Source organism: Gluconobacter sp. P1D12_c (assembly GCF_018812105.1).
GTDB classification, from domain to species: Bacteria; Pseudomonadota; Alphaproteobacteria; order Acetobacterales; family Acetobacteraceae; genus Gluconobacter; species Gluconobacter oxydans_A.
Genome location: NZ_JACSIQ010000005.1, coordinates 210,850 through 231,942, shown reverse-complemented (window position 1 = coordinate 231,942; position 21,093 = coordinate 210,850). Strand labels below are relative to the sequence as shown.

General features: G+C 56.7%; 15 protein-coding genes. 10 read left to right on the top strand and 5 right to left on the bottom strand.

Annotated elements, in window-relative coordinates:
- Positions 1 to 32: 32 nt before the first annotated feature.
- The 6 genes from KP705_RS07880 to KP705_RS07855 all read left to right on the top strand — a co-directional run bounded on the left by KP705_RS07880 (position 33) and on the right by KP705_RS07855 (position 5,941).
- Complete coding sequence (locus KP705_RS07880) at positions 33 to 872, top strand: aldo/keto reductase (RefSeq protein WP_046900186.1); 840 nt, start codon at positions 33 to 35, stop codon at positions 870 to 872.
- Positions 873 to 972: 100 nt separating this feature from the next.
- On the top strand, positions 973 to 1,446 hold the full coding sequence (locus KP705_RS07875) for a flavin reductase family protein (RefSeq protein WP_046900185.1): 474 nt from the start codon (positions 973 to 975) through the stop codon (positions 1,444 to 1,446).
- Positions 1,447 to 1,601: 155 nt separating this feature from the next.
- A complete protein-coding gene (locus tag KP705_RS07870; RefSeq protein ID WP_215764282.1) occupies positions 1,602 to 3,803 on the top strand; it encodes a TonB-dependent siderophore receptor in 2,202 nt (733 codons plus the stop codon).
- Between the two features lie 7 nt (positions 3,804 to 3,810).
- Positions 3,811 to 4,083, top strand: a complete 273-nt coding sequence (locus KP705_RS07865) for a hypothetical protein (protein ID WP_235271727.1) — start codon at positions 3,811 to 3,813, stop codon at positions 4,081 to 4,083.
- Positions 4,080 to 4,388 carry a hypothetical protein gene (locus KP705_RS07860; protein WP_046900183.1) on the top strand — a complete coding sequence of 103 codons (309 nt, stop codon included), beginning with the start codon at positions 4,080 to 4,082 and terminating at the stop codon, positions 4,386 to 4,388. The genes KP705_RS07865 and KP705_RS07860 overlap by 4 nt, the downstream gene beginning before the upstream one ends.
- Positions 4,385 to 5,941 carry a PepSY domain-containing protein gene (locus KP705_RS07855; protein ID WP_046900182.1) on the top strand — a complete coding sequence of 519 codons (1,557 nt, stop codon included), beginning with the start codon at positions 4,385 to 4,387 and terminating at the stop codon, positions 5,939 to 5,941. Before KP705_RS07860 ends, KP705_RS07855 begins: the two co-directional genes overlap by 4 nt.
- Here KP705_RS07855 and KP705_RS07850 read toward each other — a convergent pair.
- Positions 5,931 to 6,746, bottom strand: a complete 816-nt coding sequence (locus tag KP705_RS07850; protein ID WP_046900181.1) for an aminoglycoside N(3)-acetyltransferase — start codon at positions 6,744 to 6,746, stop codon at positions 5,931 to 5,933. The two genes, KP705_RS07855 and KP705_RS07850, sit on opposite strands and share 11 nt — an antisense overlap.
- 3 nt (positions 6,747 to 6,749) lie before the next feature.
- Positions 6,750 to 7,238 carry a preQ(1) synthase gene (gene queF, locus KP705_RS07845; protein ID WP_046900909.1) on the bottom strand — a complete coding sequence of 163 codons (489 nt, stop codon included), beginning with the start codon at positions 7,236 to 7,238 and terminating at the stop codon, positions 6,750 to 6,752.
- A gap of 171 nt (positions 7,239 to 7,409) precedes the next feature.
- Here queF and typA point away from each other — a divergent pair, with 171 nt between their 5' ends.
- The 3 genes from typA to KP705_RS07830 all read left to right on the top strand — a co-directional run bounded on the left by typA (position 7,410) and on the right by KP705_RS07830 (position 12,060).
- Positions 7,410 to 9,230, top strand: coding sequence for a translational GTPase TypA (gene typA / locus KP705_RS07840; protein ID WP_046900908.1), 1,821 nt, complete (start codon positions 7,410 to 7,412; stop codon positions 9,228 to 9,230).
- A 275-nt stretch (positions 9,231 to 9,505) separates the two neighbouring features.
- Complete coding sequence (locus KP705_RS07835; RefSeq protein ID WP_046900907.1) at positions 9,506 to 9,805, top strand: hypothetical protein; 300 nt, start codon at positions 9,506 to 9,508, stop codon at positions 9,803 to 9,805.
- A 149-nt stretch (positions 9,806 to 9,954) separates the two neighbouring features.
- On the top strand, positions 9,955 to 12,060 hold the full coding sequence (locus KP705_RS07830) for a type IV pilus biogenesis/stability protein PilW (protein ID WP_046900906.1): 2,106 nt from the start codon (positions 9,955 to 9,957) through the stop codon (positions 12,058 to 12,060).
- Between the two features lie 105 nt (positions 12,061 to 12,165).
- Here the strand turns inward: KP705_RS07830 and KP705_RS07825 are convergent, their stop codons facing one another.
- Positions 12,166 to 13,419 (bottom strand): D-amino acid dehydrogenase, encoded by a 1,254-nt coding sequence (locus KP705_RS07825; protein WP_046900180.1) that lies wholly within the window; start codon positions 13,417 to 13,419, stop codon positions 12,166 to 12,168.
- A gap of 97 nt (positions 13,420 to 13,516) precedes the next feature.
- Positions 13,517 to 14,539, bottom strand: a complete 1,023-nt coding sequence (locus tag KP705_RS07820) for an NAD(P)/FAD-dependent oxidoreductase (protein ID WP_046900179.1) — start codon at positions 14,537 to 14,539, stop codon at positions 13,517 to 13,519.
- Between the two features lie 46 nt (positions 14,540 to 14,585).
- Here KP705_RS07820 and KP705_RS07815 point away from each other — a divergent pair, with 46 nt between their 5' ends.
- Positions 14,586 to 15,653: a glycosyltransferase family 4 protein gene (locus tag KP705_RS07815; protein WP_046900178.1), complete on the top strand. Its 1,068-nt coding sequence runs from the start codon at positions 14,586 to 14,588 to the stop codon at positions 15,651 to 15,653.
- Positions 15,654 to 15,662: 9 nt separating this feature from the next.
- Here KP705_RS07815 and KP705_RS07810 read toward each other — a convergent pair whose 3' ends face one another.
- Positions 15,663 to 20,942 (bottom strand): Hint domain-containing protein, encoded by a 5,280-nt coding sequence (locus KP705_RS07810; RefSeq protein WP_215764266.1) that lies wholly within the window; start codon positions 20,940 to 20,942, stop codon positions 15,663 to 15,665.
- Positions 20,943 to 21,093: the final 151 nt, after the last annotated feature.

Below are 21,093 nucleotides of genomic sequence, written 5' to 3'. Positions count from 1 at the left end.
ATGTAAGAACAAGATTTGAAAAGGAATTTCTGATGAACGATGAGGTGCCATATCTGGATAACCAGACAAGAATTACACTGAACGATGGCCGGGTCATTCCGCAACTCGGGCTGGGCGTCTGGAAGACGCCCCCTGAAGAAACAGCAACGGTTGTGCGGGAGGCTGTGAAGCTCGGATATCATTCTGTCGATACAGCGCGTCTTTATCGGAACGAAGATGGCGTTGGTGAAGCTCTGGCGGATTATCCTGATGTATTCGTGACGACGAAGGTCTGGAATGACGAACAGGGCTACGACAATACGCTGCGTGCCTATGAGGAGAGCTGCCGGCTGCTGCGTCGTCCGGTTCTGGATATGTATCTCATTCACTGGCCGATGCCGGAGCAGGGTCAGTATGTGGAAACATGGAAGGCACTCGTGACCCTACAAAAAGAGGGGCGCGTGAAGTCCATTGGAGTGTCCAACTTCGAGCCAGACCATCTGTCGCGTATTATGGATGCAACTGGCGTCGCCCCGGCGGTCAACCAGATTGAGCTTCATCCGTTTTTCCAGCAGAAGGCGCTGCGGGCCTTTAACGAACAGCACAATATCCGCACGGAATCATGGCGCCCGCTCGGGAAGGGGCAGGTGCTGGATAACGCGACGATTGGGGAGGTTGCCCGGAGCGTTGGTCGGACACCCGCTCAGGTCATTATCCGCTGGCATCTTCAGAACGGTCTGATCGTGATCCCGAAATCAGCGAACCCAAAGAGACTGGCTGAAAATCTGGACGTCTTCGATTTCACCCTCACGGAGAGTGACATGGCAGCGATTGAGAAACTTGATCGCGAAGATGGCCGTATGGGCGCGCATCCGATGACTGCCCGTTTCTGAAAAAGAGAGCGTCCAGCGGTTCCCTGGCTTCTGGTGACGGTCAGAGTTCTCCTGTAATGGTGCCGGAACTAAAAATTCCGACGATGGCAGGAGAGTTGTCATGACGACACTGAATGAGCAGGACTTTCGCCGGGCGATGTCCCATTTCGCAACGGGTGTCGCAGTTGTGACCGCCAAGGGAAGCGAAGGCGAGCAGGGCGCAACCATCAGCGCCCTGACATCTGTTTCCCTCGATCCGCTCCTGCTTCTGATCTGTCTGCATCGTGGCAGCTCGACTTATAAAGCGATTGCTGAAGCCGGACGTTTTGGTCTGAGCATCCTGAACAACAGCCACAAGGATGTGGCTATGCTGTTTGCTAGCAGAACGGCGGACAAATTCGGGTCAGACGTTGTGGTGCGAGCTGAAGACGGCACGGCCTTCATCGATGGCGCACTGGTGCAGATGCATTGCGAACTCGTCGAGACGTTTCAGGGTGGCACGCACGCGCTGTTCATGGCGAAGCCTACGTCCATCACCGTTCGTGATGAAGCCCCGCTACTTTACTTCCAGGGTCAGTTGGGAATCGAGGCGTAATCAGAGGTCTTTTCGGGTTACAGTAGTACGATCGTAGGTAACGATTTGAAAAAGTGATGGAAATTACGAGAATTTCTCGGAATTTCCCATTTTCCGTTGTTGAGAATAATTATCATTAGTGTTATCTCCGCGCTCGCTTTTCGGAGATTTTTGTGATGCGGGTACGGTCGTGTCTTATTCCCTGCGCAACGGTGTTGCTGGGGCTGCCTTCCGGTTGGGTGTTTGCACAGGAGCCGGAGAAAGAACGTCCGAGGCATCACCAGCATTCCCTTTCTGGCCGCGAGAAAGCGGCTGAACATTCGAGACATGATGGTCATTCCCCTGAGTTGTCACGGGAAGAGCGTCTGGAAGTGAAGGGCAGTCATGTCGGGTTGTTAGCGGCTGGCGGAAATGCTGCGACCAAGACATCCACGCCACTTGAAGACGTGCCCCAGAACCTGACCGTCATTACGCAGGCCCGCATGACGATGTTGAACGCCCGGAGTATTTCCGAAGCAGTTCGCTACGCGGCCGGTGTTTCCGATTATGGCTCAAAGGATGATCCACGCGGCTATTTTGGAACGATCCGTGGATTTTCGCCGGATATTTACCTTGATGGCACACGGACGCCGGACGCGACGACGTCTTTTTCCTACAGCATTGAGCCGTGGGGCCTTGAGGAAATGGACGTGCTACGTGGTGCCTCGTCCGCGCTGTATGGGTCGGGACAGCTTGGCGGCATTATCAATGCTGTCAGCAAGCGCCCGCGGTTGAACCAGCAGAATCAGGTGACATTCCAGACCGGGTCTTACAGTCGTGTTCAGGGTGCGGCAGATGTGGGTGGAGCGTTGAACGCCTCCAAGACACTCCTGTGGCGCTTCAACGGATTGATCCGAAAATCCGACACGTATGCCAAGAACATCAAGAACAATGAGATTTATGTGGCGCCTTCCGTCAGCTGGCGTCCGGACAGCAAGACTGATTTTACGATCCTTGCCAGTTATGAGCAGGTCGATGGCGGGTCTACGTCCCAGTTTCTTCCCGCAAACGGAACGCTTTATGCGAGCCCATACGGCTATATTGCGCGCAATTTCCTGAACAGCGATGCAGACTATGATGTTTACTCAAAGCGCCAGGTTTCCATTGGCTACAGCTTCACACGTCATCTGACGCCAAACTGGACCATCAGTCAGAACATGCGTTACGCGCATATTGATGCATCATACCGATATGTGACGGCTGTTGCCCTGTCTGCGGACCAGAGAACTCTGACACGACAGGCTCTGCTGCAATCCTCAAACTATAACAATGTCACGTTGGATACGCGCTCAAACCTGAAGCTCAGGACGGGGCCTGTTCATCATGAGTTACTGGTCGGTGTGGATTTTCGCAGTGACTTCATGGCGTTCCGTCGCGGGCAGAAGACAGCGCCCTCTCTTGATCTGTACAATCCCGTTTACAATCCGATTTCCTGGCCGACCTACGGTACGACTACCAATACAAACGAGACAGAAACACAAACCGGCCTTTACGCGCAGGAGCAGGCAAACTGGAATCGTTTCTACCTGACGCTTTCTGGCCGTGAGGATTTCACGCAAAGCCTGACGGTCAATAATCGGACGGGGGAGCAGACCCCTCAGCAGAACAATGCCTTCACCGGGCGTGTTGGGTTGCTTTACAAATCCGCCATCGGCCTGACGCCGTATGTGTCTTATGCAACGTCTTTTCAGCCGCAGGTTGGAACGACACGTGAGAACACGCCTTTTTTGCCGACACGCGGACGGCAGATCGAAGCTGGCCTGAAATACAAGCCCCCACATGGCACGCCCTGGGGCGAAGATTTCATGTTAACGGCTGACTTCTTCAATCTGGTCGAAAGCAATGTTCTGACAACCGATCCGGCTGATTCGACCTACGACATTCAGACGGGCGAACAGAGAACACGGGGCTTCGAGGCGGAAGGCGTGGGTCGACTCCCTTACAAGATCGATATGCTGGCGTCGTTCACCTATCAGGACCCTCGCATCACGAAGACGACCGTGGCGGCCCAGAAAAACCAGCGCCCAGTGGCCATCCCATCTCACATGGCATCCCTGTTCCTGAAGCGTGATTTCCATCTGGCCCGAAACTGGGTGACGGGTTTGGGCGCCGGCGTGCGCTATACGGGCAACACGGCAGGCGCACTGCCTGCGACCTTTACGGTTCCAAGCCAGCTTGTCTGGGATTTGCAGGCGCACATCGATTATCAGCGCTTCGGAATTCAGTTCAACGGCACCAATATTGCAAACCGCCATTACGTCGCCGCATGTACGCGCTCGGTTGCTTGTGCATGGGCGCCAGGGCGGGCAGTCTTCGTCACTCTGTCCTATCGTTGGTGAGCGACCGGTGGTGTTCGAACTCCTCTCTGCAGTCCTGACAAGTTTCGCGGCTGGACTGTTTTACCTGTCTGTACCGTCTCAGTGTCTGCTGCGCCGCTCTCTTTCGCTGCGTGAGGGCTTATTGCTGGGGCTGCTTAGTCTGTTGGCTGCTGTCGGGGTGATGAGCCTGAGAATGCATTTTCTGACCGCACTGCTGATCGTCGGAACCGTGCTGATGCTGGCGTGTATTCTGCTGCCTCTGACACTGGCGATTTTCAGGCCTCAGGGGCGCACATTGTGAGTGGTACGACGCAGCCCAAGCCATTGGATGGCACAGGATGGATCGGGAAGGTGTTGGCCGGACTGATACTCGGCGCCACGCTGGCGATCGGTCTGATGGGCATCCTGGGGCTGCTGTTTCACGCCGATGCCCAGCTTAAAACCGCAGCATCCCAGATTTTGCGGTGGTTTCCCGGGCCTGTCTGGGGGCTCGTGGTCGCATTTTCTTTCCTGTTCCGCTCCCCCCGTCAGGCATGGCTGACGCTGGTTCTCGTCAATGCCGGGGTGTGGGTCCTGTTTTTCCTTCTGCATGGTGTCATGGCATGAAGATTCGCGGGGATGTCGTCCGGCTTTACCGAAATGTTCATAGCTGGGTGGGCATTATGGCAGGGCTGTTCCTGTTCATCGCCTTTTACGCAGGCGGCATGACGATGTTTGAATTGCCGCTGGGGAACTGGGCCTCTCGCACAGCTACGTTGCCAGCACCAGTTCCGGAAGATCGCCTGTCCGAACTGGTGCAGAAGGCCGAGACGGCAGATCCGTCCATGATTGCCAACCATACTGTGGTTTTGCATCCGGATGAGACTAGTCCATCGAGCCTCATGTGGGTTGTCTCGTCAGACAGGGACCATGGGCCTGCACGGACAGTTTATGCAGGTCTGGCCGCAGATGGCACACTCGTTACCCAGACGAGAACACCCTCGCAGGTCGGGTATTTCCTCAACATCCTGCATCAAAGAATAGGCCTTCCCCTGAACCGGGAATATGGGCGCCTCATCATGGGGATTGTGGCGCTCTTGTATGCTGTGGCGCTTGTGTCGGGCACGATTGTTCTGCTGCCCTCTCTTGTCCGTAATCTCTTTGCCGTAAGACTGACGGAAAATCTGCGCCGCATGTGGCTCGATTTCCATACGTTGCTGGGTGTTTGCTCCCTGCCGTTTCACATCGTGATGGCTGCAACGGCTGCTGGGTTTGCATTTCATCAGCCCATCATGGCGTTGGAAAAAACCCTGTTTCTGCCAGCAGTGTCCGCACATCCGCCTCAGAAAAATCATTCGCACCAAGGTGACCGGTCTCAGGCACTTCTTGAGCCCCTGGCGATTGTCGATGCCTTTCGAAAGCAGGTTCCGGGGCTTGAGCCGGACGTGCTGGCCTATTCCAGCAGAGGCGGGAAGCTGTCTTTGCACGTGATGGTACAGGATGCGGCGCAGATCAGCCGTCGGCCGGATGGGGGGTATGGCGAGGTCAATCCGTACACAGGACGCCTGATCTCAACTGATTTTCTGCCCAACCATCAGAAGCCGGCATTCCAGGCCCTCACATTGATCTACGCTCTGCATTTCGGGACTTACGGAGGGTGGCTGATCCGGTGGGGTTATGCCGTTCTAGGGTTTGGTGGAGCATTCCTGTTCTACTCAGGCAATCAGCTCTGGCTCTCCTCGCGCAGGCGCCGTGACCGCTCGGCGGGTCTGGCGGAAGACAGCTTTGGAACGCGCTGCCTTTCGGCTCTGACAACAGGCTGTATGATTGGCTGCATCAGCGGTGTATCCGCGGTTCTTGCTGCCGCGCCCTTCCTACCGGAAGGTGGCCACTACCAGGCAGCAGAGGCCCTGTTTTACGTGGTCTTCTTCAGCTGCATCATTGTTGCGATCTGTCTGGGAGGCGCCAAAAGCCTGCGGCCTCTTCTGGGCGTAGCGGGCGTGATGACCCTGCTGATCCCCCTGACAGACATGACACGATCTCTGGCGTCGGGAGAGGTCACGTCCTTGGCTGCGAGTGTGGATGGTGTGGCGCTTGTTTATGGAGTGGTTCTCATTGTGCTGGCCCTCAGAAAGAGCCCGCACAGGCGGACTGAAATACGCATCCCGGTTACGTCATAAGGGGCGGTAAGCTCCACATTTCCACGGCCGTATCAACGGCCTGAGCGACTGGAAACAGCCGCGAGGGGGCCGCCCCGACATGGCCATGTTGCAGCATGGCCTGCCCATCAAGTTTTGCCCCTACAGCCGGAAAGCGCTCCACATTCGTTTGCGGCATGCGGAACCGGACCCAACGACGTTCCCCATCCACCAGCAGAGCAGTTCCGTCTTCAAACGTGGGGCCATGCGGATCTGAGAGCCGTTCCGCCAGATGAAGTGCCGTACAGGTTTCCCAGCCGGCGCCGATCATCAGCACGTGAGCGCCGCACTGGTTCAGAACCGCGAGAGGCGAAACAACGCCAAACGGGTCTTCGAGTGGCTGGCTGGATAGAATATCTGCAGCCCGTGGCCCCCGGGCTGTAAAGGACACCTGCGGATGCAGGCTTCGGAGCGTCCCAGGCCACGTGCGGAAGGTCTCGGCAACTGTGCCAACGCCCCGCGTGGAGGTTGTGCGGGGATCGAACGCAGGCATGCTGGCTCGGATCGTGTCCCACCAGGTCTGTGGAACGGGTGGATCACACCATCCGGCGGGATCGCTCAGGTCCGAAGACTGCGCAGGCATGACGATCGTGCCTTCCGGCCCCACAACCTGAAGAAGAGCCTCAATAACACTTCTTGCCCCGCCACAGATCCAGCCAATACGGCTCATGGCCGTATGAACCAGAACTGTCATGCCGGGTTCAACGCCAATCCGTCTGAAATCAACCGCCAGCCGTGCCTGGGTGACAGGACCGCGGGCACGGGCAATGGCAGCCGCTTCAGTCATGTCTCAGCCACGGCCCCGATAGCCGGGAACGTCCTGTGAGGGAATCCAGACGCCTGCTGGTGGCTCGCCTGTCTGCCAGAAGACATCGATTGGAATGCCGCCGCGGGGGTACCAGTAGGCTCCGATGCGCAGCCATTCCGGATCGAGCAGTTCAACAAGGCGTTCGGCAATCGCAACGGAACAATCCTCGTGGAAAGCGCCGTGGTTGCGGAAGCTGGTCAGGTACAGCTTGAGAGACTTGCTCTCCACGATCCATTTGCTCGGGATGTAATCGATGACGATGTGCGCGAAGTCCGGCTGGCCCGTCACGGGGCAAAGAGATGTGAACTCCGGTGCCGTGAAGCGCACGACGTATTTGCGACCCTGATGAGGGGAGGGCACACGCTCCAGAACGGCTTCTTCCGGGCTGTTTGCAGCGGGCGTGTTACGGCCAAGCTGGCTCAGGGCGTCAGTTCCCGGGGCGGAAGGCCCCGTTGGATGATGGTCGGACATGGTGGATTCTTCTCGCGGAAAGACTGTGTTTTCCGAAGATGTGGACCAGCTTTGCGCCTCACTCAACCCGGCCCCTTTACGAAAAGACTGCGACAGAGTTTGCATATTCGCGGGATTCGGTGCAGAAGACGGCGCAAATTCTCATCTTCGATGCACCGTCTGGAAGACCAAATGGAAATCCGTAACATCGCCATCATCGCGCACGTCGATCATGGCAAAACCACGCTGGTTGACGCGCTCCTCAAGCAGTCCGGCTCTTTCCGCGAGAACCAGCACGTTGCTGATCGCGCGATGGACAGCAATGACCTCGAACGCGAGCGTGGCATCACCATTCTTGCCAAGTGCACGTCCGTTGTCTGGAAAGACTCGCGTATCAACATCATTGATACGCCGGGCCATGCTGACTTCGGTGGCGAAGTCGAGCGTATCCTGAGCATGGTGGATGGGGCGATCATTCTCGTTGACGCCGCTGAAGGTGCTCTGCCGCAGACGAAGTTCGTTCTGGGCAAGGCTCTGGCCCGTGGCATCCGTCCGATCGTGGTCGTGAACAAGATCGACCGTAGCGACGCGCGTCCGGACGAAGTGCACGAAGAAATCTTCGATCTGTTCGCATCCCTGGGCGCTGACGAGCACCAGCTTGACTTCCCGATGCTGTACGCTTCTGGCCGTCAGGGCTGGGCTGATCTTGAGCTGGACGGACCGAAGAAGGACCTGTCCCCGCTGTTCGATCTGGTTCTGCGCCACGTCCCGACGCCAAACGTCGACAAGGATGCGCCTTTTGGCATGGTTGCAACCATCCTTGAGAGCGACAACTTCCTTGGCCGTATCCTGACGGGTCGTATCGATCAGGGCCGTGCGAAGGTAAACATGCCGGTTCGCGTGCTGCGTCCGGACGGCACGGTTGTTGAAACCGGCCGTTTGACCAAGCTGCTGTCTTTCCGTGGCCTGGACCGCGTGCCGGTTGATGAAGCCGAAGCCGGTGACATCGTGGCCGTTGCCGGTCTGTCCGAAGCAACGATTCCGGACACGATTGCTGATCCGTCCATCAGCGAGCCGCTGCCGTCCCGCCCAGTCGATCCGCCGACCCTGTCCATGACCTTCCGCATCAACGATGGTCCGCTGGGTGGCCGTGAAGGCAAGAAAGTTACCTCCCGTCAGATCCGTGACCGTCTCTTCAAGGAAACTGAAGGCAACGTGGCCATTAAGGTTACGGAAAGCCCGGAAAGCGAAGCTTTTGAAGTTGCCGGTCGTGGTGAACTTCAGCTTGGTGTTCTGATCGAGCAGATGCGTCGTGAAGGCTTCGAACTGACGATCGGTCGTCCGCGCGTGCTCTACCGTGAAAACGAAGAGACCGGTGAACGTGAAGAGCCGTTCGAAGAAGTTCTGGTGGACGTGGACGAGCCGTATTCCGGCGTCGTCGTCGAGAAGATGTCCCTGCGTAAGGGCGTGATGCAGGACATGCGTCCGTCCGGTGGTGGCAAGGTCCGTCTGACGTTCCTGATCCCGTCCCGTGGCCTGATCGGCTATCACGGTGAGTTCCTGACCGACACGCGCGGCACAGGCCTCATGAACCGTCTGTTCCATGGCTATCTGCCGTATGTCGGCACGATTGAAGGCCGTCGTAACGGCTCGCTGATCTCTGCTGAAGACGGCCAGACAACGCAATACGCGCTGTTTGCCCTTCAGGATCGTGGCACGATGTTCGTGGACGCTGGTGAGAAGATTTACACGGGCATGATCCTGGGTGAGCATTCCCGTGAGAACGATCTGGACATCAATGCGGTCCGTGAAAAGAAGCTGACCAACATGCGTGCATCCGGCAAGGACGAAGCCCTGCTTCTGACGCCGCCGCGCCGTATGAGCCTTGAGCAGGCCATCGCCTACATTGAAGACGATGAGCTGGTTGAAGTGACGCCGTCCGCCATTCGTATCCGTAAGCGTTACCTGGATCCGAACGAGCGGAAGCGCGCTTCCAAGAGCCGCGAAAGCTGATCTTTTCCATCAGGGAATAGATTTTAAAGAACGCGCACCGGGTTTCCGGTGCGCGTTTTTTTTTGGTTGAGAGTCGAGGGGCAAGAAATCAGGAAGTCCTCGACGGGACTTTGGCGGAATTGAGGCGTATTTGCGAAGAGGAGCCTCTCTTCCCCTGAAATTTCATAAAGTTAATGCACGACGAAGACGCGCGCTGGTGCTAATTTCAAGGCATGGCCACTTCGATCTTTCTGAAATGTGGTCCGTTTTTCAGTTCTCTGGAGCTTCGTTCTCAGATGCGCCTTTTCAATCGTTCCCTTATCGCCGCCGTTTCTGCTCTGGCCCTGACAGCTGCTCCGGCTTTCGCTGACCCAGTGTCTGCTCCGGTCGAAGCAACGCCTGCTCCGACGGCACCTGCCGCGCCAGCAGAACCAGCTGCACCTGCCGCCGCTCCGGAAGCTGCATCCACGGATGCTGCAACGTCTGACAAGACGAGCACGACGAAGAAGCATCATCACAAGAAGCACCACCACAAGAAGCATAAGAAGGCTGCCGCTGCTGCCTCCACGACGGATGAAGCAGCACCGTCCAACTAATGGCGGCTTACCCGGTTTTGCTGGGTGGTAAGTAGAAGAAGGCGGGATCGGCTCAGGCTGGTCCCGTTTTTTTTATTTTTACTGTACGCTTGCTTCGGATTTTTGCTTTCAGGATTTATTATCCCGTCAATTTTACAGATCTGGATTTCATGACTTCTTATCTTCTGTCCTGGCATGGAACGCTGCTTGCCAGCAGGGATGCCTGTCTTTGCACGGCATCCTTTGCAGACGTCTTGCTAAAAGTGGTCACACCAGTTCTGGTAGAGGACGGCTATGAAGTGACACCTGCCCGGTCTGGGCTCGTGCTTTGCGCGCAGCCTGACACAACACGGCCTTTGTGCGTTCTGAGGATGGGGACAGAGTTTCTCTCCAGCCGGAACTCCATGGATCTGGACTGGACGGGGCATCACATGGACTGGGAGAGTTTCCTGCCAATCCGGGCATCTCTCATTCCTGTCCTTCATGCTCTGCTGTCACGCAGATGGTCTATGGGGAACGGGTCTTTGCACCTTCCGCGCATTCATGACTTTTCTCTCGTAATTGGAGAGCAGGCATGGCCTCTCGAAACTCTGGTGGCCACGAGAGAAGATGATATCGTTCTCTTGGAGACTGAAGGCGAAGAGACCGTCTGGATCTTGGAAGCTTGCCCGTCCAAAGTCTTATCTCAACTGTTGAATGCCCTTTCTGAGAGTCTCATGGGTACTGATTCAACGTCCGAAACTGAATGGCTGAACAGGCAAATTCTTAAAGTTTCCGTCGCTCCGCATGAAATCATTCATATTCTGTATCTGGCTTTGATGTGCGCAGAGCAGGGGCGATTGGATTTTGCTCAGGAATTTTTGAAATGTGCCCGCCTGTATGATGAGCGTCCTGATCTCATCTACTTTCAGGCCATTCTGTCGGAGCGGATGGGAGATCATGCCGCCGCGACAACGCACCTGTCTCAGGCGCTTGCGCAGCAGTTTCCTGATCCGAGCATACTCAAGCAATTTGGGTATCTTGAGACCAGAATGGCAGAGGGAGAGAACATGCTTCTTCTGCTCCCAGAACTGATGCAACAGGTTTCAGGAAGTTGTTTCGATCCCCTTTTTGATTCCCTGATGCTCCCCCAGAAAATGGCCACAACAAATAATCAGGATGTGGTGCAGGCCTACAGTCTGATGTTTGAGCAGTCCTGTTTCAGTAAAGGCCGAGACCGTGGCTTGGCGCTTTTGCGGCATGAGCAGACATGTAATGGCATCCGTTACTGGAGCGAGATTTGTTTGGGGCATGACGCGTGGCTGTCCGGGGATCGATCTGCCGCAGACAGGCATTATGGCAAGGCCAAGACCCAAGCCATCAAAACCGGGATCATGCCAATCCACTATAATTGCGGTGTGTTTTCCTGGTTGCCTGAAGCTGAGGTTTTTGGCCTTGAAAACAAAGTCGTGGAAGACCGTCTTGGAACCTCGGGATGGACTTGGAAGTCCAGTGTTCTTTCGGGTCAGGAGGACGTTCAGCCAGAGCTTTGTCTGGTTTTCGGCTGTGATACTGGATACTTCCAGTTCATTCCCAAGCTAGTCCTGTCTTTGCTGAAAGTGTGCATGGCCCGATCGAAGGGTGGCCGCATCCGGCTCTGTCTGGGTATCGATAGCCCGACGAATGAACAGTTGGACTGGTTGGAAGAAATGGTCAGTGCCTTGTCAGTGCATGATTATGGGCTTGATTTCACCTTCGCGCATGGCCCGCTGACCTACCGTGACGGTGCAACCTATACGGCCATTCGATACCTGATTTTTCCTGAAATTGCCGAGCGCTGGAGTTGCCCGGTTATTACCGCAGACTGCGATGGCTACTTCCCTTCAGACTTTTTGACACTCTGGGAAGAGATGAAAGCCACGGCAGATTATGGCTTCCGCCTTTATGCTTACGATAAGGCAGGGCATCAGTTTTTTGGAGAGCCGTGGGGTTTTGGGGCTGGCATCTCCTACTTTGGGAAGGCGGAGAAAGTGCCCGACATCGCCCGTTTCCTGCATAATTATCTTCAAATTGCCTACAATCCGGATAATCCGACCAACTGGTGTATCGACCAATGCGCTTTAGTGCAGGCTTACAAGCAGTTTGTAGCACCAGATTGGGAGACGTTGCGTATTCGCTTCATGGATGACGGAACGCCGTTGATGGTGATGCCCCATCATGTTGGTGGCAAGCAGGAGCTGCTTGAGCACGAAGGCACAGTGTCCGCAGAAGACGTTCAGGCTTTTCTGTCCGCCTGAGCGGAAGAGTATAGCTGAAAGTTGGTTCTGGCAGATCACGTCAGATCGGTCCGCCAGAGAATGAACGCTGCTATCAGCCTTTATAAAGCTGATAGCAGCATCGTTTTACAGATAGCGATCGAGAGAGAGATCCAGTGACGGGATGGCCGTCTGTCGGCCGGAGATCTGGTCTGCAACGATCTGACCGGAGCCCGCTGCCATCGTCCAGCCAAGCGTGCCGTGACCGGTGTTAAGCCATAGATTGCCGTAGCGCGGAGCTGGCCCGACGATGGGTGTGCCATCTGGCGTGCAGGGACGCAGGCCGGTCCAGTAACGTGCAGCAGAGAGGTCGCCGCCGCCGTACATCTCGTTGAAGGATAGTTCGAGCGTTTCACGACGGTCCGGGCTCAGGCGCAGGCTGAAGCCAGTCAGTTCGGCTGTGCCGCCAATGCGGATGCGATCCCCGAGGCGGGTGATGGCAACCTTGTAGGTTTCATCATTCACCGTGGATACCGGCGCACGGCTCTCATCTGTGATTGGCATGGTCAGGGAGTAACCCTTGACCGGATAAATTGGCAGACGCAGCTCCAGCGGCTTCATCAGGCGCGGGGAGTAGCTGCCAAGAGCCAGTACATACGCATCTGCTGTCAGGCGGCCAGCGCTGGTACGAATGCTCACAATGGATTTGTCAGCCGCTTCGATGGCTTCAATCGTGGTGCCAAGACGGAACTTCACACCCTTCTGCTCGGCCATGGCAGCGAGACGACGTGTGAAGAGATGCGCATCACCCGTCTGGTCGCCCGGAAGGCGGAGGCCACCGCGCAGGCGATGGCGGGCATGGGCCAGACCCGGCTCATGAGCAATGATTTCATCGACGTTCAGAAGCTGATGATCCACGCCGCTTTCTGCCAGAAGGCGCATGTCTTCGGCTGCGTGTTCGACCTGGGCATCCGTCCGGAAAAGCTGGATCAGACCCTTTTGGTCACCGTCATACGTGATGCCGGTTTCGTCGCGGAGGGCGTCGATTTTATCGCGGGCATACTCCGCAATCCGAAGCATACGGCTTTTGTTAATATCGTATGCTTTTTCCGAACAGTTCGCGAGCAGCTCGCCCATGAATCGGAACATGGCCGTATCGAAGCGCGGGCGGATGATCAGCGGGCTGTGTTTGCTGGTCATCCATTTGGCGACTTTGAACGGCAGACCCGGCATGGCCCATGGTGTCGAGTAACCAGGGGAGACCTGACCGGCGTTGGCGAAGGACGTTTCAAGTCCCACGCCCGGCTGCCGGTCAATAACCTCAACTTCATGACCTTCCTGAGCAAGATACCAGGCGGTTGTCACGCCGATGACGCCGGCACCCATGACGATGATTTTCATGACAGTTCTGCTGCTTTCCGATTGGTAGAAAACCGTATTTTCGATTTGGTACCGATCAGATCAGCACCAGCCGAAACGGTTGTCTACCCCCGGGTTTTCAGCCCGGAACGCCCTTGCTGGTGGAATATTCGAAGTGCAGGGCTGTATCCGGATGAACTATGGCGTGAATGGCATGAACTGCCATCGCACCTTCAGAAAATCCCTGAAGAATTAATTTAAGCTTACCAGGATAGGTTGCCACGTCACCGATGGCGAAAATGCCCGGTGTGCTGCTCTCCAACGTCGCCGGGGTGACCGGAACCGTGTTGCGATGCGTGTCTAGGCCCCAAAGCGCGATCGGGCCGAGATCCGTGGAAAGACCATAGAACGGCAGGAGCGTATCAGCGTCCAGATGGCGGGATTCGCCAGCCAGAGTGGTGACTTCCACAGCAGAAAGCTGGCCGTCCGTACCGTGCAGCGCATGAAGCTGGTAAGGGACAACCTTCTCAATACGGCCCGCTTTGATCTGATCGTCGATGCGGGACAGTGTCTCCGGGGCACCGCGGAAGCGGTCTCGGCGATGCAACAGATAAATGTGCTCCGCAACATCTGAAAGCGACAGCGCCCAATCCAGAGCAGAATCGCCACCACCGGCAACGACAATTTTCTTGCCGACGAAATCAGCACGCTTCTTGACGTAGTACTGAACTGCCCCTGTGCGCTCGTACGCTTCCAGTCCGTCTAGCGGTGGACGGTTCGGACCGAATGCGCCGGCACCAGCGGCGATGATGACAGCCTTGGCTTTCACGGTATCACCACGTGCTGTGGTGAGCGTGAAGTCTCCACGGTGGCCCGTCAGGGTTTCCACGCGGGAGCCAAGCAGACGGGGAACGTCGAACGGCGCAATCTGCTGATCCAGCGCTTCGATGAGTGCGCCGCCCTCAATGGAAGGGTGCGCCGGAATGTCATAAATCGGCTTTTCCGGATACAGCGCCGCACACTGGCCACCAATGCTATCGAGCGCGTCAATCAGGACGCAGCTCAGTTTGAGCATTCCGCATTCAAAGGCTGCGAAGAGGGCGGTCGGACCGGCGCCAACAATTGCGACGTCGGTGGAGAGGGTTTGAGGTGAAATCGTCATATCTGTTTCTTAGGCGTTTTGAGTTGAATGGGGTAGACCATCCCGCATGCGGTGCGCCTTTGTCATCCAACATATTAATGCAACAGGCGGAACCGAGCGCTCTGCCTGCGCGGTGATGAACGGGCTTGTTCAGCGGGATGTGACGGTTCATCTGCTAGAACTGGTGGGAAACGGCCCGCCCGTCTTTCCGCTGGATGACAGAATTCCCGTAAAATCCCTGTTTGAAAAGCCGGTAAAAATTTTCAACTCCTGGCCACGGATTGTTGGGAAACTGGTGCGCTATCTGAAGCGTCACCGCATCGACACACTGATTGTCGTGGAAGCCACACATGCCTTGTATGGCGTGGCTGCGGCTCGTCTGGGCGGGTGTCGGTGCATCGTGTGGGAGCACTTCAATTTCAACATTGCGCTGGGGCGTCGCAAACGGGTCTGGGGGCGGCAGATTGCGGCACGATGGGCTGATGATGTGGTGGTTCTGACAGCGCGTGACAAAGCGCTCTGGCAGGCAGGAATCCACCTCAAAGCAGCTCTGTCAGTTATTCCGAATATGGCCCCCCCGGTCTGGCAGACAGCTTATGCGCAGACTTCTCGTCTTGTTCTGATGGCAGGTCGGCTGACCGCTCAGAAAGGCTATGATCTCCTTCTGAAAGCCTGGGCGATTATAGAAGCCGATCAACGCGGAGCAGGCTGGTGTCTGCTTATTCGTGGAGACGGACCGGAACGGCTCATGCTTCTGCAACAGGCGGCGTGCCTGAAGCGCGTGACGATTGCACCCGCGACCCCTCATCTTGATGACGATTACCGGCAGGCCGCGCTCTACGTGTGCTCATCGCGCTACGAAGGGCTGCCGATGGTTCTGCTTGAGGCTGCCTCAGCGGGATTGCCGGTGGTGGCTTTCGATTGTGAAACAGGCCCAGCGGACGTGGTTGTGCCAGGGGAAACAGGAATCCTCGTGCCACCAGAGGATTATATCGGACTTGCTGAAGCTCTTCTGACTCTGATGGAGCAGAATAAAAAAAGGCGGGCCATGTCAGACATGGCCCGCCTTAAAGCACTGGAATTTCAGGAAGGCCCTATCATGGATCGATGGATGGCTCTCCTGGATCAGTCCTGACTTTTTTCTTCAGCTTGCTGCCTGAAGCATTACTTTCCGCTCAAGCGCCATTCCCAATGCCGTTGTCACGGCGTCTTCAGAGAATGTGGTGCTGGTGTATGTCTGTCCGGATTCAATGATGCCAGACAGAGTTTTGGCGGAGTGCAGCGCCACAATCTGTTGGGCCATGTCTTGGGTGGTGGACTGGACGAGGCCACGCAGACTTCCCGGAAGCGCCAGTCCTTCTGCGGCCACGGGCGTCATGATGCAGGGCACGCCCGCAGACAGGCTTTCCAGCACCTTACCCTTGATGCCTGCCCCGAACCGGAGAGGAGCGACACTGAGGCGCGCCTGATTCAGCACGCTGTCCAGGTTCTGGACATGACCAAGAACCCGGATGCGATCGCTGGCCAGAGCATGGATGCTGTCTGGCATCTCTGCCCCAACCAGAGTGCAGGTAATGGTCGGATCCATGGCCCACACTGCGGGCATGATGTCATGCACCAGCCACTGCACGGCATCGCTGTTTGGGGCATGTGCGTAGTTACCAATGAACAGTAGGCCGTTTCTGTCGTGGCTTCTGCACGATGTGCTCGCCGCAGGTGTTGCCCATGGAACTACATGTACGATGGCTTGCGGCAGATCTTTCCGAAGCTGGGCCGCTTCTGCTTCAGAATGCGTCAGGACAGCATCCGCCTGAAGAGCTGCCCGGTATTCCGCCACCCGAACCTGATTGGCTTTCGCCATCAGTTCCGGTCGGCCCTGCACTGCAGCCTGACGTGCCAGACGCAGGAAGTGAAGGTCTGCGACGCTGTAGAGGACGTAGGCTTTCTGCTGGTTGCGGCGGACGAGTGCCATGTAGCGCGTCGCGATGTCTTCACGATGCAGATACACGACGTCGAAGCTGTTCAACTGGCGGCGCAGAACGTCTTCGACGGACGCAAAGAACGGAAGTCCCTGCACCTTTACACTCGGCAGTGAGTCCAGAGGTGCGGTCATGTCCATTTGGTCAGCGGCTACGAAACAGACGTCATATCCCAGAGTTTCGAGGGCCATCATGTGAGACAGGATCGCCTGCGACCCTGCATCCCGCTTGGCATCGGGGCGAAGACTGTCAATGACGAGTGCGCGCTTGCGTTGCGTGGTGGCCTTCGTGGGCATTCCCCGGCGACGGCGCGTGGCATGAAGAGACTGTTCTGCCAGACCACTTACGGCCAGCGCACGGGACTGTCGGAGTTTTTCCACCTGTCCGAGGAGGAAGGACAGAACCTGATCGCCGGACTGTTCGTCAGCGGCAGCAGACACAGCGCGGGCTACAGTCTGCTCCATATCCGCGTCGAAGGCCGTTACGGGTTCCAGAACCTGTGGCGTGCCCAGAAGTGCACCGTCCTCTTCCCGACGCACTTCCAGAACATGGCGTGTGAGGGGGGAGAGGCCGCCGGGCAGGATCACATCGAAGCCGCAGAGCAGGGGCCGTCCGCTCTGGGCAACATCGGGGCGACGACCGTTTGCCACGATGGAAGCGAGAACCACACCGTTATCGACGATCTGCAGCGTCACGCCATCTTCGGGGTTAGCAGGGTTCGTCGCCCAGCCGGAGATGCGATTGCGTGTAGCGATGTCGATGAAGCCATCCAGAGGGGCCACTGGCGACGGTGCCAGAACGGCCTGTGGAATTTTCTGCTCCATCTGGTCCATCATCCAGGGCGTGTTGCCCAGAGGAGCGTGATCGGTAGCGCGGCGTATTTCCAGAACGTGACGATCCAGCGGAGACAGACCGCCTGGAATTTCAAATCGGAAGCCACAGGCTCCGCCAACATCTGGCCTTGCCGTTGCAGTGGTGACTTCGCCGAGAACAACCCCATTATCAAGAATCTGAAGACGAACGGCGTCAGTGCTGCCCGGAACGCGCGCCCATCCTTCGATATGGGTGTGGGTTACGACGTCCAGGAAGCCTTCCAGAGCGCCCGTTGCCACACGTGTTTTCGTCGAAAGAGCGTTCAGGCGTGTCCGGATGGTGGCCAGCTGAGCGCCTTCTTCAACACGCGGCGCACAATAGCGGGCTTGAGCCTGCGCTGCTGCAGGATAGAGCGCATCATACTCAGAGGCATTGTGGAACATGCCGCGAGAGCTGTCGTCTACAAAGGTTTCAGATTCTGCACCGTTCGCGAAGATGACGTCGTGGCTTTCCAGCTCAATGTGGAAATAAGCCACCTCATCCATGCGTTCTGCCTGAAGGATGCTCGTGCCATTGACCAGAGCGACTGCAGGGATCAGGACGCCGTCCAGATACATGGCGTGGAGCGGCGAAACGGACAGGTCCTGCTGGGGCAGATTGTTGCCCAGAGAGCCGCTCCGGAAAATGACTGGCAGGATGTCGCGGTTGCCATTGGCGAACGTACCCGAATAGCTGCGGCGACCGATCCAGTGAATAGCCCGCAGACCGTTCGAGCGGGTCTGAACCAGATCACCGATTTCAAGCTGCTCGACGGGAATTTCCCCGCGGTTCGTCAGGATGAGCGTGCCACGGCAATAGCACGGCGTCCCTTCGGCGAGGAGCAGTGTGCCACCTGTGCTATCAGACTGAACCGTGAAGAAATCGGCGGCGTAATCGCTGTCGAGAGCAATCGTATAGGTGTCTGTACCGTTGGAAATTTCCAGCGTGGAAGGATCGGTGAGGGTTGCTGTTGTGCTGCTGGACCAGGCGAGTTCCGGCAGATCCACTTTTGCACCACTGGCAAGATGGAGATTCCGGGTCGTGCTGCCTGCATAGAGCGCCAGACGGCTACCATCACCAACGCTGATGTTCGAGGCTGTGCTTCCGCTGTGAACGGCAGCGGTCTGACTGTTCGTCAAAGCAACATCGGACAGAGCTGCGCCACTTGTGGCGCTGTAGTCCGTCATTTCCAGCAGGGTCAGGGACGGATCGTGATCCGATTCACCATCCAATTGCCCTGTGTTGATATGCAGGGTCTGGAACTGGCCCGCATTGGCAAACCCGTCCGTGCCGATGGTGTGATCGAGCGATTGAGCGTTACCTTCATAAATATAGGTGTAGCGGTTGCTCGCGTCTTCCTTGGTTTCCATGTCCGTCAGGCCAGCGTTGGCATAGACCTGATTGGCGTCGCTCCACGCCACGTCATTGAAGTCTCCGAGGATGCCGATCTTGGCGGTTGGATCGCTCGAAAGCTGGTTCTGGACGTAGTTCGTGATGTACTGGGCCTGCGCGATACGGTTGTTAACCGTCGCCGTCGTGCCGCCATGGTTTACCGGGGGCTGGGTTGCGCCATACAGTTCCGAACTTCCAGCCTGGGAGGACAGATGCACGTTGATGAGCGTGACGTCCTTCCCGTTGAACTCGAAGGTTCCAACCAGTGGCAGGCGGGTATTCTTGAACGTGCCGCTCAGTTCCTCACTGCCAATGGTGGTAACGGGTTCTTTCAGCGTGACGCGGTCTGCGTTGTACAGGAACACGCTACGGATGTTGCCGCCCGTGACGCCGCCCTGCGTGTTATTGGCAGGATCAACCTGAGCCCAGGAATACGTTGGGCCGCCTGCATCTGCGATTGCCTTGACCAGCGCTGCGAGGTTTTGCTCGGCGCTGACCGTACCGTCGCTGGTTGTGCCGCTGTCGTCCTGGATTTCCTGGATAGCCAGAACGTCCGGGTTGTCGAGGTTCTGCACGATGATCTTGGCAACCTGCGCCAGACGGTCCGCATTGGCCGGATCAAGAGCGTTGAAATTCTCGATATTATAGTCACTGACGAGAAGATTCTGCTCGTCCTTATGGAAGGTCGTGACCGGCGCAGGCGTTTCCGTGTGAATGACCGTGACCTGTGTGGTCGGGATCAGCTCATAAACGCCGTTGTAATAGGTCAGAACACCCGTGATATCGCCAAGCTTGTCTCCCACTTCGGCACTGATGGCAGAACCAGGGGTGACACCGCTGTCGTAATAGATTTCGACGCGCTGGGTGTTGATGCTGCTCTCGGTGCTCTGAAGTGCACCGGTGGGCGTCAGGAGGCCATTACCATTATCAGGCACGACCCATGTGGCGTTGGACGCGGTGGCGCCGGTGGCCACGACATCATGCAGGGTAATGACCTGACCGATGAGGTTACGGTAGAAATCAAGAGCGTTCGTATCCGGGCTGAGAGACGCCGTGCTCTTGTTAAGATCGATCGCCTGCTCAAGGTCCCCGAGGTAAGATGCGGCTGGAACCGTCAGGCCACCCTGACCAATGACCGTCGGAGCAATCTCTGCGTAGGTCGCGCCCGTATCGGTGTAAGAGACCAGATTGATCTCTGGCAGTGTGAGAGATTTGCTCCAGGAGGTACCGGAATAGTTCGTGACGGTCCCGGTGATGGTAACGGTTTCACCCACGGTCGGAAGGGTGGCTGTCTTGCCCGCATAGACAAAGATGCCCGTGCTGCCGATGCTGTCCTTGTCTTTGCTGGCCTGCTGAACCCAGAAGCCGATGCTGCCATTCGTATCGATTGCCGTGACGACGCCAGTGGTCGTGACGCTGGTGCCTGCATACGGGCTGTAATAGCCGACGCCATTGATCTGCTGGATTGTCAGGGTCTGGGGCGTGGTGTTGGTTCCGCCAGATGAGCTTCCGCCTGTTTCCGATCCGGTGCCAGTACCCGTGCCACTCCCGGTATCGGAGCCCGAAGAACCTCCCGTGCCGGTATCAGAACCACCTGTGTTGGTGCCTGTTCCTGAACCGCCTGTAGCGCTCCCGTCATTGGCGGCTCCCGGTGTGACCAGAACCGTTCCCGCAGCGGCAGTGGTTCCGTAGCCTTCGATACCAGCCAGTGATGGGTCATCAATTGCCCAGTCGGAGGCGCTGTTTGTGTCCGTTCCATCAGGAATACGAGAGGCGCCGGCAATCAGCTTTCCCGTCAGAACCGGAGCGCCAGCATAGGTCGGATCACAGCTGCCACCGTCTGAAACGGCAATGGTATCTCCAATTTCAGACCAGGGCGTGGAGGTGAACGTCCCACCATTGGCGGTATCGAGATCATCGCCAGCCTTGCCGGTGAAATTCTTGACCAAAAGGACAGTTTGCGTGCCGTTCTGCAAAGCATTCGTCTGGTATGGCGTGACCCAGTAGCCAGCGCTGTTGGTCGTCCCGAGTTGAAAAACGTTGTCAATTTTGCCCGCGACGCTGCCGTCACCATCAACAACGATCAGTGACCATTCACTGTAATCTGTGTCGGCGTCCCCTTTGACTTCAATGAATTCGTTCGGATCTCCCGATGCACTTGGGTTGAACATGAACTCATTGATCAGGAGATTGGATGCCATCGGTAAATACCTTGATTGGAATGGTCTTGTTCAGAATGGTTACTGAAAAGTTAAAAACCATTTCTCTGTGTATGTAATAAAGAGTCAACAAGGATTGTTTAAAATTTTCAAATAATCACAAAACGTTCACTTTATTTCGTTTTGTGTCAAA